Here is a 12,847-nt window from a genome sequence, read left to right as displayed (position 1 = left end):
TGTGTGGTGAGCTTGCAGGCGACGAACGTGCTACACTTCTGTTGCTGGGTATGGGTCTGGACGAATTCTCTATGAGCGCCATTTCCATCCCGCGCATTAAGAAGATTATCCGTAACACGAACTTCGAAGATGCGAAGGTTTTAGCAGAGCAGGCTCTTGCTCAACCGACAACGGACGAGTTAATGACGCTGGTTAACAAGTTCATTGAAGAAAAAACAATCTGCTAATCCACGAGATGCGACCCAAATTACTGCTTAGGAGAAGATCATGGGTTTGTTCGATAAACTGAAATCTCTGGTTTCTGATGATAAAAAAGACACCGGAACTATTGAGATTGTTGCGCCGCTCTCTGGCGAGATCGTCAACATCGAAGACGTGCCGGATGTTGTTTTTGCTGAGAAAATCGTGGGCGATGGCATTGCTATCAAACCGACCGGCAACAAAATGGTTGCGCCGGTTGACGGGACTATCGGTAAAATCTTTGAAACCAACCATGCGTTCTCTATTGAGTCCGACAGTGGTATCGAACTCTTCGTTCACTTCGGTATCGACACCGTTGAATTGAAAGGCGAAGGTTTCAAACGTATCGCGGAAGAAGGCCAGCGTGTGAAAGTTGGCGATCCGGTTATCGAGTTCGATCTGCCGCTGCTGGAAGAGAAAGCCAAGTCTACCCTGACTCCGGTTGTTATCTCCAACATGGACGAGATCAAAGAGCTGATCAAACTGTCCGGTAGCGTGACTGTGGGCGAGACCCCGGTTATCCGTATTAAGAAGTAATTCTTCATACGCTGTCTGTTGAAAAAGCCGTAACGCCCTGCGTTGCGGCTTTTTTATTATCCTCAGACAAGCTATGCTCTTGTCCTCGCAAGGTTTTCTCTCTGCTTTGGCATACTGCCGTTCCCTTTTGCTCTCAGGATCCCGCTCATGAAAAAGGACAAAGCGAAACTGCCCAATATCACCGAAGTGGCGAAAGCGGCTGGCGTCTCCCGCACGACGGTCTCTCGCGCCTTCAACAACCCTGCTCTCCTCGCGAAAGAGACGGTACAAAGGGTGCTGAGCGCGGCAGAATCTCTGGGCTATGCCTCCAACCATACGGCCCGGGCCCTGCGAACAGGGCGATTTGGCAATATCGCCATCATCGTGCCGGATATCGAAAACCCGTTTTTTCCGCCGGTGTTGCGCGCCGCCCAGAATCAGGCCGATGCGGCCGGTGTTTGTGTCTTTCTCGGCGATGCCGATGAGGATGCTGTGCGGGAAAACCTGCTCTTCAATAAATTCGCCAGCCAGGTCGATGGTATTGTCCTCGTCTCCTCAAGGATGTCCGAGGAGCAGATCCTGCGAAACGCGAAAATTTGCCCTGTGGTGCTCATCAACCGCGACATCAAAGGCCTGCCAAGGGTCCTGATCGACTCAGGCAGCGGTATCGCCGCCGCGGTACGCCATCTGGCCGACAGCGGCCACCGCCACATCGTCTACGTCAACGGCCCGATTAACTCCTGGTCGAATCAGCAGCGAAGCCTTGCGGCACACGAGGAAGCTCAGCGCTGCGGCATTGAGCTCAGCGCCATTTCTGTTTCGCGCTCGACGTACGCAGCCGGCAAGCATGCGGCGACCCTGTTCCCGCCAAACACCACTGCGGCCATAGCCTTTGACGATCTCGTTGCCCAGGGACTGATGGCGATGTTGATAGAGCAAGGGGTAAAAGTGCCGGAAGCGTTCAGCATCGTCGGCTGCGATGATGTGCTGGGTGAATATCTGCTGCCCTCGCTGACCACGGTCTCAGCCCGTACGGCTGACGCGGGAAAGAAGGCGGTCGATCTGCTGATGGAACAGCTTCAGGAGGATGAGCGCCATGATGTGCGCTATCTGCTGGAGACGAAGCTTATTCTGCGCAACAGTACGGCGCCTCGCCCGTAGGCGTGCGCCGTTAATCTTTTATTGCAACACGCCCCGAAGCCAGGTCTCTTCCAGCCGCAGCTGTGCCGTTTCCGTTGCCCAGCGGAAACGAATCACATCGGCAGCTTCGCCAACAGCCAGCCGCCCTCTGCCGCCAACAAACGCTCCGGGGTTCACCGTTGCCATTGTCAGCGCCTGAGCTAACGACAGGCCGGGAAGCGACGCGCAGTGCGCCACACCACGCCAGAGAGGAAGCGCAGCCCCGGCAAGATACGGCGTTCCGCTTAGACCCAGCCGCCCGTCAGCGCTGAGCGTCACCCGCCCCCCTATCGGCGTCTCATACTCTCCCGCCGCCATGCCGCCCAGCGCCGCAGTGTCAGAGACCAGAATTGACCTCTCAGTCCCTTTGGCCCGCAGCATCGTCAGCAGCGTCTCATCGGGCAGATGGTGGCCGTCGGCAATAAACGTCGCCGTCAGCCGGTCTTCCGCCAGCTGCGACCAGAGATAGTTCGGATGACGCGGCAGCATGCCATGAGCGCCATTGCCAAGATGCGTGGAGAGCGTAGCCCCGGCCTCTGCAGCCGCAACAATCTGCAGCGATGTCGCATGAGTATGGCCAATGGCAACCCGAACGCCCCGCTTCGTCACCTCACGGATATAGTCCGTACTGCCATGAAAATGCGGCGACAGGGTGATCATTCCGACCAGATTACCGCTGGCCTGCTGCCAGCGCTCAAGCTCAGCGAGATCCGGTGGACGGACATGTTCCGCCGGATGCGCACCGCGCGGCCCCTCCTGATCGGAAATCGAAGGCCCTTCGAGATGAACGCAAGGGATCATCCTCCGGGCAGTCACATCTTCCGCCCGGGCAACGACAAGGGTACGGAGAGCGCGAATAATTTTCTCTTCGCTGCTGGTGATAATCGTCGGCAGAAAGGTTGTCACCCCCTCTCTGAGCAGCGCCCGGCACAGCTCGCTTACGCTATCAACGCTCAGGTCATCGGCGTTGAGATCCCAGCCGCCATAGCCGTTCACCTGAAGATCGATAAGCCCGGCGGATAGCCAGAGCCTCTCATCCTGCGGCCCAGGGCGGATAGCGACAATTTTCCCCTCCGCCATCTCCAGCGCCACGCTCTCGCCCGATCCGGGCAACCGCCCGGTTACCATTACACTCATAACATCCTCATTATCAGGGTCAACTCTGCGGCAGCGAGTCCGCATCAAGATAGAGCGAACAGCGCGGATGGGTGCGAAGTACGCTGGCAGGACAGGCTTCGGTGATCGGCCCGTACAGCGTGCGGCTCACCGCTTCACGCTTCGCCTCCCCCGGCACGACGCAGAAGATCTCCGCCGCCGACAGCAGGCAAGGGATCGTCAGGGTGACCGCTCTGGCGGGCACGTCCTCCAGCCGGGCAAAGCACTTGTCGTCCACCTGCTGCTGGCGGCAGGCCTGCTCCAGCTCCACCACTTTGACCCGCAGCGGATCGGCAAAGTCCGCTACCGGCGGATCGTTAAAGGCCAGATGACCGTTGACGCCGATCCCCATCACCGCAATATCGACAGGCGAAGCCCCCAAAAGCGCATCGTAATCGCTGACATCCCCCTCTTCCGGCATCAGCAAATGAACGCGCCTGAGCGGCATATGCTCAAAGAAGTGCCTTGTGAGCCAGTTACCAAAGCGCTGCGGTGCCTGCGGCGACAGTCCGAGATACTCGTCCATATGAAACGCAGTGACGCGACGCCAGTCAATATCCGTCATCTGACGCAGCTCAGCCAGGGTTTCTGCCTGGCTTGGCGCGGCGGCAAAGATCATTCGTACCTCCGGCTGGTGTTGCAGGCGCTGGCGAATAGCGGCGGCGATATCAGCGGCCGCGCGCTGACCAAGCGTCTGGCGATCGGGTGAGCGGGTAATATTTAAAGCATATTCAGTCATGGTAATACTCAGTCCTTTTCTCATTAAAACAGTAAGTTAATTATTTCGTTTGCTGAGGCGGCGAGCGACCTGCACGGCCCCCAGGGTCAGCATGCAGCAGGCGATCAGGTAGAGAGCAACCAGCGTGGGTTTGCCGTCTCCGACCGTCACCAGCGCGGTAGCAATCAGTGGTGTCGACCCGGCGAAAATCACGCTGTTCAGCTCGCGGGAAAGGGCCATCCCCGAGTATCGATAGCGCGCCGGGAACAGGCTGGTGAGGAAAGCCCCCTGCGCTCCGGAGGTGGCGGCATGGCCGATCCCGTAAGCGATACTCATCCCCAGCATCACCCACAGCAGGCTGCCGGATTCCAGCATCGTGAAGAACGGGAAGGCAAACAGGGCGAGGAAAATGGCGCCGAAGGAGAAGACGGCAGTATAGCCATAGCGATCGGCCAGGCGGCCCATCACCGGCGTCATCAGCGTATTCGCGGTGACCGCCACCATCAATGCCGCCAGCCCGTCGGATTTGTGCATTCCGAGGGTATTAGCCATATAGCTCAGGCTAAAAACGCTCAGCACATAGCCGTAAGCCAGATGCCCGGCGAGGCTACAGAAGCCCACCAGCACTTCGCGCCAGCTGTTTTTCAGCAGCACAACCAGCGGCACCTGCTCCTTTTTGCGCTTGCTGGCGCTTTTCTCCTGAGCGGCGGCATATTCCGGCGTTTCGTCGAGATTTTTACGAATATAGATAGCCACCACGAACAGCAGTGCCGAAAGCAGGAACGGCACGCGCCAGCCCCAGCTCATAAATGCCTCTTCCGGGAGCTGCGTCACCAGCCAGAATGCGCCAGTCGAACAGAGAATACCGACGCCGGTCGAGGACATAATGATGGAGGTATAAAAACCTCGCGACTGAGGCGGCACATACTCCGCCACGAACGTTTGCGCGCCAGCCAGCTCTGCCCCGGCACCGAAGCCCTGCATCAGACGCAGGATAACCAGCAGGATCGACGCCCAGATGCCGATGTCGTACCAGGTCGGCAGCAGTCCAAGGGCTACCGTCGCAAACCCCATCAGCAGAATAGAGAACAGCAGCGCCGGTTTACGCCCATATTTATCGCCAATATGGGCAATGACGATACCGCCAATAGGTCGGGAGAGAAAACCGACGGCAAAGGTGGCGAAAGCCGCCAGCATCGCCAGCCCCGGCGACAGCGACGGGAAGAACAGTTTGTTAATCACCAGCCCGGCGATAGCCCCATACAGCGAATAATCAAACCACTCAATCACTGTGCCGACCACGCTTGCCACCACCACTTTTCTTACGGTTCGCGGATCGGCGCTGGCGGCCTGATCGCGATACGCCGCCCCGGGCAGCGCGCTTTGCATCTCTGACATAACGACCTCTTATGGAAACAATTTCATTGAGAAATATATTTAATAAATTGTTTTTAAATAAAAATAACAACAGAAGATCGTAATTACTGAAACTATAATGAAATCGATTTCATTAAAGGAAAAGCGCCGGGCAAAGTCAACGAATGGTGAAAAAGGATCGCTGAAACGTGACTCTATTCACGTAATAACGCTGAGGGATCGGGCGGATCGCAGGGGAAAAGTGGACGTGTGCGATATCGGCATAAATGCCGGACGGCGCTATGCTTGCACCGGCCTACGGAGTCAGCCAGGCCTTGCAAGCGTAGCGCCGCCAGGCTGTCGAAGTGGGTACGACAGAAGCCTGAAAGAAGGAAGAATTAGCGGGCTGTGGGAGGAAGGATCAGTTCGTCATAGCCTTTTTGCAGCGTGTAGCCCATCACATCCACCACGCGATTCCCTGCGGCACGCACTGCGTCCTGCAACGATTTCCCCTTCACCACCTGGCTGATAAGTTCAGAGCAGAACAGATCGCCTGTTCCCTTTAAGTCAGTGGCAACGCGTGGGTAAGCGCTGACATCGACGCTATCAGCGGTGACCAGCACCACGTGAATATCGTTCTCGCCAGGAACGGGAGCGCTGGTAATGGCGACCCATTTGAGCGTTTCGGAGAGCAAACTTTTTGCTGCTTCAATCGCATTTTCCAGCGTGTCGCAAGGTTTACCGCTCAGCACGCCAAGCTCGAAGACGTTTGGCGTAATCCCCTGGGCCAATGGCAGCAGGTGATCGCAATAGGCCTGGGGAATTTCTGGCTTCACATACACGCCGCTGTCGGTATCGCCGATCACCGGATCGACCAGAATCATCATTTGCGGATGCTTTTCCCGCATGGCCTTCAGCCACTCTGCCAGTAGTGCAATCTGGCTCGCGCTTCCCATATAGCCTGTCGTCACGGCTTTCAGCTCACGCAGTGCGTCACGCTCTTCCAGCGCCTGCAAATACCCGCAGAACCACTCATCAGGGATCACACCGCCATAAAAAGTGTCGTAGTGCGGCGTGTTGCTGAACAGAACCGTTGGCACCGCCAGCACATTCAAATGATGCTGTTTGATGTTTGGCACCGCCACGCTGTTGCCCACGCTGCCGTACACCACCTGAGATTGCACAGCCACAATATCTGCCTGCTGCGCTCGGGTTTTGTCCCGAAAAAGAATCATTTCCATGGCTGTTAAATCCCCGCCCCTTGACTGTAACTCTCTTCACCAAACACGCCGGTCGACAGATAACGGTCGCCGCGATCGCAAACGATCGCCACCACCACTGCGCCCGGATTCGCCTGCGCCACGCGTAGCGCCCCGGCTACCGCACCACCTGAACTCACGCCGCAGAAGATACCTTCACGCACCGCCAGTTCGCGCATGGTATTTTCCGCGTCACGCTGATGAATATCCATGACTTCATCCACCAGCGAGGCATTAAAGATCCCCGGCATGTATTCCGCAGGCCAGCGGCGGATCCCCGGAATGCTGCTGCCCTCTTCCGGCTGTAAGCCCACAATGGTGACTTTTTTGCTTTGTTCGCGCAGGAAACGAGAAACGCCTGTGATGGTACCGGTGGTGCCCATGCTGGAGACAAAATGGGTGATGCGTTGCGCCGTCTGTTGCCAGATTTCCGGGCCCGTTGTGGTGTAATGCGCGTAGGGGTTATCAGGATTGTTAAACTGATCGAGAAGCTTGCCTTCACCACGCTCCGCCATCGCCAGGGCTAAATCACGCGCCCCCTCCATGCCCTGCTCTTTGCTGACAAGAATCAGCTCGGCGCCATAAGCACGCATCGCAGCCCGGCGCTCCTGGCTCATGTTGTCCGGCATCAGCAGCTTCATGCGATAGCCTTTCAGCGCCGCAATCATCGCCAAGGCAATGCCGGTATTGCCACTGGTCGCTTCGATTAACACGTCGCCCGGCGAGATTTCACCGCGTTTTTCAGCCTGGACAATCATCGACAGCGCGGCCCTGTCTTTGACTGAGCCCGCAGGATTATTCCCTTCAAGTTTGACCCACACTTCACTGCCGTTGGCGGGAGCCATGCGCTGGAGTTTGACTAAAGGGGTGTTGCCGATGGTTTGTTCGAGTGTATTCACGATTTTTACTCAATAAAAAAGCCGGGTGGCGTTTCGCTTACCCGGCCTACAAGACACATTGAAAACTGTAGGCCCGGTAAGCGCTGCGCCACCGGGCGATAAACATACCGATTAACCTATCAGGCTGATTCTGCCAGAGCAAGCTGCTCGCGATTTTCAATTCTCTCTTTGCCGCTATACAGACGCGCATGCTGCAAGCCAACAAAAAGTCGTTCGCCGCGCTGCGGTGCATCATCACGCATCACGACGGTCAGCGGTTCGTCGTACCAGCCAAGCGGCTGCACCACCAGCTGGGTGTAATGACCTTTCGGGCTAGCTTCCAGCACCTGTACCGGCAACGGCGAGTCCAGGCTGGTGCGGCGGCTGACATCCACTTCCCACGGGCGCAGGAAAAGATCCACCGGGCCCTGATGGGCAGGCGTATAGCCCAGCGGCCAGCGATGCGCACCAACATGGAATTGCCCACCGCGAATCGTGCCCTTCAGACGGTTCACTTCGCCCATAAACTCCAGCACAAAGCGGGTCGCGGGTTCGCGCCAGACCTGTTCAGGCGCATCCACCTGTTCGATATTGCCCTGGCTCATCACCACGACGCGGTCGGCCACTTCCATCGCCTCTTCCTGATCGTGGGTCACGAAGACGCTGGTAAACTTCAGCTCTTCGTGCAACTGACGCAGCCAGCGACGTAGCTCTTTACGCACCTGGGCGTCCAGCGCGCCAAACGGCTCATCGAGCAGCAGAATTTGCGGTTCAACGGCCAGTGCACGCGCCAGCGCCACACGCTGTTTCTGCCCGCCTGAAAGCTGCGCCGGATAACGGTCAGCCAGATGCGCCAGTTGCACCATCTCCAGCAATTTGGTCACTTTCGCTTTGATTTCTGCGGCATTGGGGCGTTCACGTCGCGGCAGCACTGTCAGGCCAAAGGCGATGTTGTCGAACACGGTCATATGGCGGAACAGCGCATAGTGCTGGAACACAAAACCGACTTTACGATCGCGGGCATGCAGGCGGCTAACGTCGGTACCGTGAAAACGAATCTGCCCACTGGTCTGGTGCTCCAGCCCGGCGATAATGCGCAGCAGCGTGGTTTTGCCTGAACCCGACGGGCCAAGCAGCGCCACCATCTGACCCGATGGAATATCCAGAGAGAGTTCATTCAGCACCTGGGTGCGCCCGAACGACTTCTTAATGCTGGCAATCTCAATGCTCATGATGCTTCTCCTGCTGCGCGCGTTTTTCCTGATTCTCCAGGCGCCACTGCAGCATACTCTTTAAAAACAGGGTCAAAATAGCCAATAACGTCAGCAGGGCCGCGGCGGTAAACGAACCGACGGTGTTGTAATCCTGCTCCAGTAATTCAATCTGCAACGGCAGCGACAGCGTTTCGCCTCGAATCGAACCAGACACCACCGACACCGCGCCAAACTCACCGATAGCACGCGCATTGGTCAGCACCACGCCGTACAGCAGCGCCCAACGAATGTTCGGCAGCGTCACGCGGCGGAACATCTGCCAGCCGGATGCGCCCAGCAAAATGGCCGCTTCATCTTCATGGCTGCCCTGGCTCAACATCACCGGCACCAGCTCGCGAACCACAAACGGACAGGTGACGAAGATAGTCGCCAGCACCATACCCGGCCACGCGAACATAATTTGCAGATTATGTTCATCAAGCCAGCCGCCCAGCGGGCCGTTGGATCCGTAAAACAGCAAATAGACCAGGCCCGCCACCACTGGCGAAACGGCGAAAGGAATATCCAGCAGCGTTAACAGCAGCTGGCGTCCCGGGAAGTTAAAGCGTGTGACCAACCAGGCCAGCAGCGTACCGAAGACCAGGTTCACCGGAACGGTTATCAGGGCGATCATCAACGTCAGCCAGATGGCGTGCAGCATGTCCGGGTCGGCCAGGTTGTGCAGGACGGGCATCAGCCCTTTGCTGAACGCCTGCACAAAGATATACATCATCGGCACCAGCAGAATGAAGGCTGATACCAGCATTCCGGCGCCAATCAGAAACCATTTGCCCCAGTTGATGCGGGGCGCGTCATAGCGTTTCAATTGCGTAACTTCCGCCATCAGTGACCTACCACACGTCGACCAAAGCGACTCTGCAAGGTGTTAATTGAGAACAGCAGCAGCAGCGAAGCGCCCAGAATCACTGAGGCAATCGCGCTCGCCGCCGGATAATCAAACTCCTGCAAGCGCACGAAAATCATCAGCGAGGTCACTTCGGTTTTCCACGCGATGTTCCCGGCGATAAAAATCACTGCGCCAAATTCGCCCAGACTGCGGGTGAAGGAGAGTGCAACACCTGCCAGCAGCGCGGGTGAAAGTTCCGGCAATACCACTTTGCAGAAGCTCTGAATGCGCGTCGCGCCCAGCGTTTCCGCCGCTTCTTCGTACTCAGGCCCTAACTCTTCCAGCACAGGCTGAACGGTGCGCACCACAAACGGGATGCTGGTAAACGCCATCGCCACTGCGATACCCAACCAGGTATAGGTGACTTTGATGTCGAACTTCGCCAGCCATTCGCCGTAAAAACCGTTGACGGAAAAGAGCGAGGCGAGCGTTAAACCGGCAACTGCCGTTGGCAGCGCAAAAGGTAAATCCATCAGCGCATCCAGCAGCGTACGGCCCGGGAAGCGATAGCGCGTCAGGATCCACGCCATCAGCAAGCCAAACACGCCGTTGAAAATCGACGCCACAAACGCTGACAGCAGCGTCACCTTATAGGCGGCAACAACCTGTGGGTTGGTGATGACGTCCCAATACTGCGCCCAACTCATCTGCGCCAGCTGCATCACCAGCGCGCTGAGCGGCAGCAGTAAAATCAGGCATACGAACAGCAGACTGGTGCCGAGGCTTAAGGTGAAGCCCGGCAGCACGCGTCTGGAAGAAACAGCAAACATTACTTACGCCCCGCCGCTAACAGCTTGTCCAGCTCGCCGCCGCTGGCGAAGTGGGTTTTCATCACTTCCGGCCAGGAGCCGAACTGGTCTTCCACGCGGAACAGGTCGGTTTGCGGGAATTTATCTTTCAGTTTGTCCATCACCTGCGGGTTGTTCACGCGATAGTAATAGTCGGTGATGATGGTCTGCGCCTGAGGGCTATAGAGCCAGGTCAGATAGGCTTTTGCCGCTTTTTCGGTGCCGTTGGCTTTGACGTTTTTATCGACCCACGTCACCGGAAATTCCGCCAGAATGTTGGTTTTCGGCACGATCACTTCGAAGCCCTGATCTTCGTACTGCTTGCGAATGTTGTTCACTTCGGATTCAAAGGTGATCAGCACATCGCCCAGGCCACGTTCGACGAAGGTGGTGGTCGCGCCGCGGCCGCCGGTATCGAACACTTCCACGTTTTTCAGGAACTGGGTCATGAACTGTTCGGTTTTGGCGTTATCGTTGCCATCTGCCTTCGCAGCAGCGCCCCACGCGGCCAGATAGGTGTATCGCGCATTACCGGAGGTTTTCGGATTCGGGAAAATCAGCTTCACGTCTGAACGCACCAGATCGTTCCAGTCGTGGATATTCTTCGGGTTGCCCTTGCGCACCAGGAACGCCATAGTCGAATAGAATGGCGAGCTGTTATTTGGCAGACGGCTTTGCCAGTCAGCCGGGATCAACTTGCCTCTGTCATGGAGGATTTGCACGTCGGTGACCTGGTTGTAAGTCACCACATCGGCTTTCAGCCCCTGCAAAATTGCCAGCGCCTGCTTGGATGACCCCGCGTGAGACTGCTTGATGGTCAGCTTATCGCCGCCGTTATCCTTCGCCCATTGCTGTTCGAATGGCGGATTAAGGGCCGCAAACAGCTCACGGGACACGTCATAGGAGCTGTTAAGCAGTTCGGTCGCCTGCGCTTGTGCCGCCAGCAGCAACACGCCCAGCGCCAGTGTTCCTTTCTTCAGTGATGTAACGGCCATTGCGAACCCTTATAAATGTGATGACTATCTTATGGTCATAATATTTATAACGAGGATGAAAGCTGTAACGGTTTTATATACCGTTTGGTGATTTGGAAGTTGAAAAGAGAATAAGGCATCGGCGTGGTTCTTTCCGGGACCGATTTGTTACAGTAAGCCAAACCCTAATGAGGAACGTTAAGATGCGCCAAAGGACGATTGTCTGCCCCATCATTCAGAACAACGGCGAGTACCTGCTGTGCAAAATGGCTGACGACCGGGGCGTATTCCCCGGCCAGTGGGCGCTTTCCGGCGGTGGAATGGAGCTCGGCGAAACCATGGAACAGGCGTTACTGCGTGAAATTGCCGAAGAGCTTGGCGACAGGCTTGAAATTACCCACATCACCCCCTGGCATTTCCGCGATGACACCCGCATCAAAACCTATGCTGACGGCAGCAAAGAAGAGATCTACATGATTTACCTGATGTTCGACTGCATTAGCGCGAACCGTGACGTGACGTTTAACGAAGAGTTTCAGGCTGTGGCGTGGGTCAGCCCGGAGAAATTGGGCGAGTACGATTTGAACGTGGCGACGCGTCAGACGTTTATCGATAAGGGATTGTTGTAAATCGTTATTGCCCGGTGGCGGCGATGCCTGACCGGGCCTACGGTTTTGTAGGCCGGTGCCAGCGAAGCGCCGCCCGGCACAACAACGATTAAAGCGCTATCAACTTATCCAGTGATGGTGCGAAGTAGTAACCACCGGTCACAGGCTTCGTGAAGCGCAGCATCGCGTCACGTTTACCGTCGGTATCACCAAACATGCTCAGCAGCTGCTGCTCAATGTTGTAAAGCCGCGCACAGTAAGCGCAGAAGTACAAACCGTGAGTGCCGCTCGCAGTACCGTACGGCAGGCTCTGACGCACAATCTTCAGCCCTTTGCCGTTCTCTTTCAGGTCAACACGGGTCAGATGCGAGGTCTCAGGACGGTCATCGCCGTCGATCTCTTCGTTGGCTTCTTTGGTGCGGCCAATCATCATTTCCTGATCGTGCACGCTCATGCGGTTGAGCTGCTTCAGATTGTGCTCCCAACGCTGCACGAACACGTAGCTTCCGCCCGCATCCACGCCATCGGCAATCACAGCCACATCTCGACGCGTTTCTTCGCCCGCCGGGTTTTCGGTGCCATCAACGAAACCGCTGAGGTCACGCTCTTCCACCCAACGGAAACCGTGGATCTCTTCTTTCACTTCAATGGCATCGCCAAACGCTGCCATCGCGGCCTGAGCGACAGAAAAGTTCACATCATGGCGAAGGGAGAGAATGTGGATCAGCACATCATACTGGGTGGCTGGTGCAAGACCTTTACCGTAAGGGACAAAATCCTTCAGCTCTTCAGCACCGACGCCGCCGCTCAGGCTACGCCAGGTGTCATGCCCAAAAGCTACCACCGCGCCTAAATGCGCGTCGGGGAATGCTGCTTCGAAAGAAGCCAGTTTGTCCGCGAAAATTTTGCTGCACTCGCGCAGGGCATTCACATCCCCTTTGACATTGGCTTCAATCCAAATCGCCGCGCGGCAATGTTCCGGCAAAATGCCGCTCTGAACCTGAGACATCGCTCCT

14 protein-coding genes are annotated in these 12,847 nt (G+C 56.7%); 4 read left to right on the top strand and 10 right to left on the bottom strand.

The window, feature by feature from the left end:
- From ACRCWW_RS00895 to ACRCWW_RS00885, 3 genes are all read left to right on the top strand, one after another.
- A partial coding sequence (locus ACRCWW_RS00895; protein ID WP_438680705.1) for a putative PEP-binding protein occupies positions 1-227 on the top strand: 227 nt, incomplete at its 5' end.
- A 40-nt stretch (positions 228-267) separates the two neighbouring features.
- A complete protein-coding gene (gene crr / locus ACRCWW_RS00890) occupies positions 268-777 on the top strand; it encodes a PTS glucose transporter subunit IIA (RefSeq protein WP_000522253.1) in 510 nt (169 codons plus the stop codon).
- Between the two features lie 147 nt (positions 778-924).
- Positions 925-1,917 (top strand): LacI family DNA-binding transcriptional regulator, encoded by a 993-nt coding sequence (locus ACRCWW_RS00885; protein ID WP_438680704.1) that lies wholly within the window; start codon positions 925-927, stop codon positions 1,915-1,917.
- 18 nt (positions 1,918-1,935) lie between these two features.
- Here ACRCWW_RS00885 and ACRCWW_RS00880 read toward each other — a convergent pair whose 3' ends face one another.
- From ACRCWW_RS00880 to ACRCWW_RS00840, 9 genes are all read right to left on the bottom strand, one after another.
- Positions 1,936-3,072: an N-acetylglucosamine-6-phosphate deacetylase gene (locus ACRCWW_RS00880; RefSeq protein WP_438680703.1), complete on the bottom strand. Its 1,137-nt coding sequence runs from the start codon at positions 3,070-3,072 to the stop codon at positions 1,936-1,938.
- A 19-nt stretch (positions 3,073-3,091) separates the two neighbouring features.
- Positions 3,092-3,829: a 6-phosphogluconolactonase gene (locus ACRCWW_RS00875; RefSeq protein WP_438680702.1), complete on the bottom strand. Its 738-nt coding sequence runs from the start codon at positions 3,827-3,829 to the stop codon at positions 3,092-3,094.
- A gap of 36 nt (positions 3,830-3,865) precedes the next feature.
- Positions 3,866-5,206, bottom strand: a complete 1,341-nt coding sequence (locus tag ACRCWW_RS00870; protein ID WP_438680701.1) for an MFS transporter — start codon at positions 5,204-5,206, stop codon at positions 3,866-3,868.
- 356 nt (positions 5,207-5,562) lie between these two features.
- Positions 5,563-6,405: a pyridoxine/pyridoxal/pyridoxamine kinase gene (gene pdxK / locus ACRCWW_RS00865; RefSeq protein ID WP_438680700.1), complete on the bottom strand. Its 843-nt coding sequence runs from the start codon at positions 6,403-6,405 to the stop codon at positions 5,563-5,565.
- A 5-nt stretch (positions 6,406-6,410) separates the two neighbouring features.
- Positions 6,411-7,322, bottom strand: a complete 912-nt coding sequence (cysM, locus tag ACRCWW_RS00860) for a cysteine synthase CysM (RefSeq protein WP_438680699.1) — start codon at positions 7,320-7,322, stop codon at positions 6,411-6,413.
- 119 nt (positions 7,323-7,441) lie between these two features.
- The gene (gene cysA / locus ACRCWW_RS00855) at positions 7,442-8,533 is read right to left on the bottom strand and encodes a sulfate/thiosulfate ABC transporter ATP-binding protein CysA (RefSeq protein ID WP_438680698.1); all 1,092 of its coding nucleotides are present in this window, start codon (positions 8,531-8,533) and stop codon (positions 7,442-7,444) included.
- Positions 8,523-9,398, bottom strand: a complete 876-nt coding sequence (gene cysW / locus ACRCWW_RS00850; RefSeq protein WP_438680697.1) for a sulfate/thiosulfate ABC transporter permease CysW — start codon at positions 9,396-9,398, stop codon at positions 8,523-8,525. The genes cysA and cysW overlap by 11 nt, the downstream gene beginning before the upstream one ends.
- On the bottom strand, positions 9,398-10,231 hold the full coding sequence (cysT, locus tag ACRCWW_RS00845) for a sulfate/thiosulfate ABC transporter permease CysT (protein WP_330982943.1): 834 nt from the start codon (positions 10,229-10,231) through the stop codon (positions 9,398-9,400). Before cysT ends, cysW begins: the two co-directional genes overlap by 1 nt.
- Positions 10,231-11,244, bottom strand: a complete 1,014-nt coding sequence (locus ACRCWW_RS00840) for a sulfate ABC transporter substrate-binding protein (protein WP_438680696.1) — start codon at positions 11,242-11,244, stop codon at positions 10,231-10,233. Before ACRCWW_RS00840 ends, cysT begins: the two co-directional genes overlap by 1 nt.
- Positions 11,245-11,426: 182 nt before the next feature.
- Here ACRCWW_RS00840 and nudI point away from each other — a divergent pair, with 182 nt between their 5' ends.
- Complete coding sequence (gene nudI / locus ACRCWW_RS00835; RefSeq protein WP_438680695.1) at positions 11,427-11,852, top strand: nucleoside triphosphatase NudI; 426 nt, start codon at positions 11,427-11,429, stop codon at positions 11,850-11,852.
- 88 nt (positions 11,853-11,940) lie between these two features.
- On the opposite strand, the gene ACRCWW_RS00830 is transcribed toward nudI, so the two are convergent.
- Positions 11,941-12,840, bottom strand: a complete 900-nt coding sequence (locus ACRCWW_RS00830; RefSeq protein ID WP_438680694.1) for a Dyp-type peroxidase — start codon at positions 12,838-12,840, stop codon at positions 11,941-11,943.
- Between the last annotated feature and the right edge of the window lie 7 nt (positions 12,841-12,847).

Source organism: Scandinavium sp., assembly GCF_051650185.1.
In the GTDB taxonomy this organism is placed as follows: domain Bacteria; phylum Pseudomonadota; class Gammaproteobacteria; order Enterobacterales; family Enterobacteriaceae; genus Scandinavium.
Note: the sequence above shows the minus strand (reverse complement) of the source record. Positions and strands in the feature narration are given on the sequence as shown.

Excerpts from the sequence above, each read along its gene's own strand:
- crr (WP_000522253.1), top strand. The coding sequence starts at position 268 with ATGGGTTTGTTCGATAAACTGAAATCTCTGGTTTCTGATGATAAAAAA.
- ACRCWW_RS00885 (WP_438680704.1), top strand. The coding sequence starts at position 925 with ATGAAAAAGGACAAAGCGAAACTGCCCAATATCACCGAAGTGGCGAAA.
- ACRCWW_RS00880 (WP_438680703.1), bottom strand. The coding sequence starts at position 3,072 with ATGAGTGTAATGGTAACCGGGCGGTTGCCCGGATCGGGCGAGAGCGTG.
- ACRCWW_RS00875 (WP_438680702.1), bottom strand. The coding sequence starts at position 3,829 with ATGACTGAATATGCTTTAAATATTACCCGCTCACCCGATCGCCAGACG.
- ACRCWW_RS00870 (WP_438680701.1), bottom strand. The coding sequence starts at position 5,206 with ATGTCAGAGATGCAAAGCGCGCTGCCCGGGGCGGCGTATCGCGATCAG.
- pdxK (WP_438680700.1), bottom strand. The coding sequence starts at position 6,405 with ATGGAAATGATTCTTTTTCGGGACAAAACCCGAGCGCAGCAGGCAGAT.
- cysA (WP_438680698.1), bottom strand. The coding sequence starts at position 8,533 with ATGAGCATTGAGATTGCCAGCATTAAGAAGTCGTTCGGGCGCACCCAG.
- cysW (WP_438680697.1), bottom strand. The coding sequence starts at position 9,398 with ATGGCGGAAGTTACGCAATTGAAACGCTATGACGCGCCCCGCATCAAC.
- cysT (WP_330982943.1), bottom strand. The coding sequence starts at position 10,231 with ATGTTTGCTGTTTCTTCCAGACGCGTGCTGCCGGGCTTCACCTTAAGC.
- ACRCWW_RS00840 (WP_438680696.1), bottom strand. The coding sequence starts at position 11,244 with ATGGCCGTTACATCACTGAAGAAAGGAACACTGGCGCTGGGCGTGTTG.
- nudI (WP_438680695.1), top strand. The coding sequence starts at position 11,427 with ATGCGCCAAAGGACGATTGTCTGCCCCATCATTCAGAACAACGGCGAG.
- ACRCWW_RS00830 (WP_438680694.1), bottom strand. The coding sequence starts at position 12,840 with ATGTCTCAGGTTCAGAGCGGCATTTTGCCGGAACATTGCCGCGCGGCG.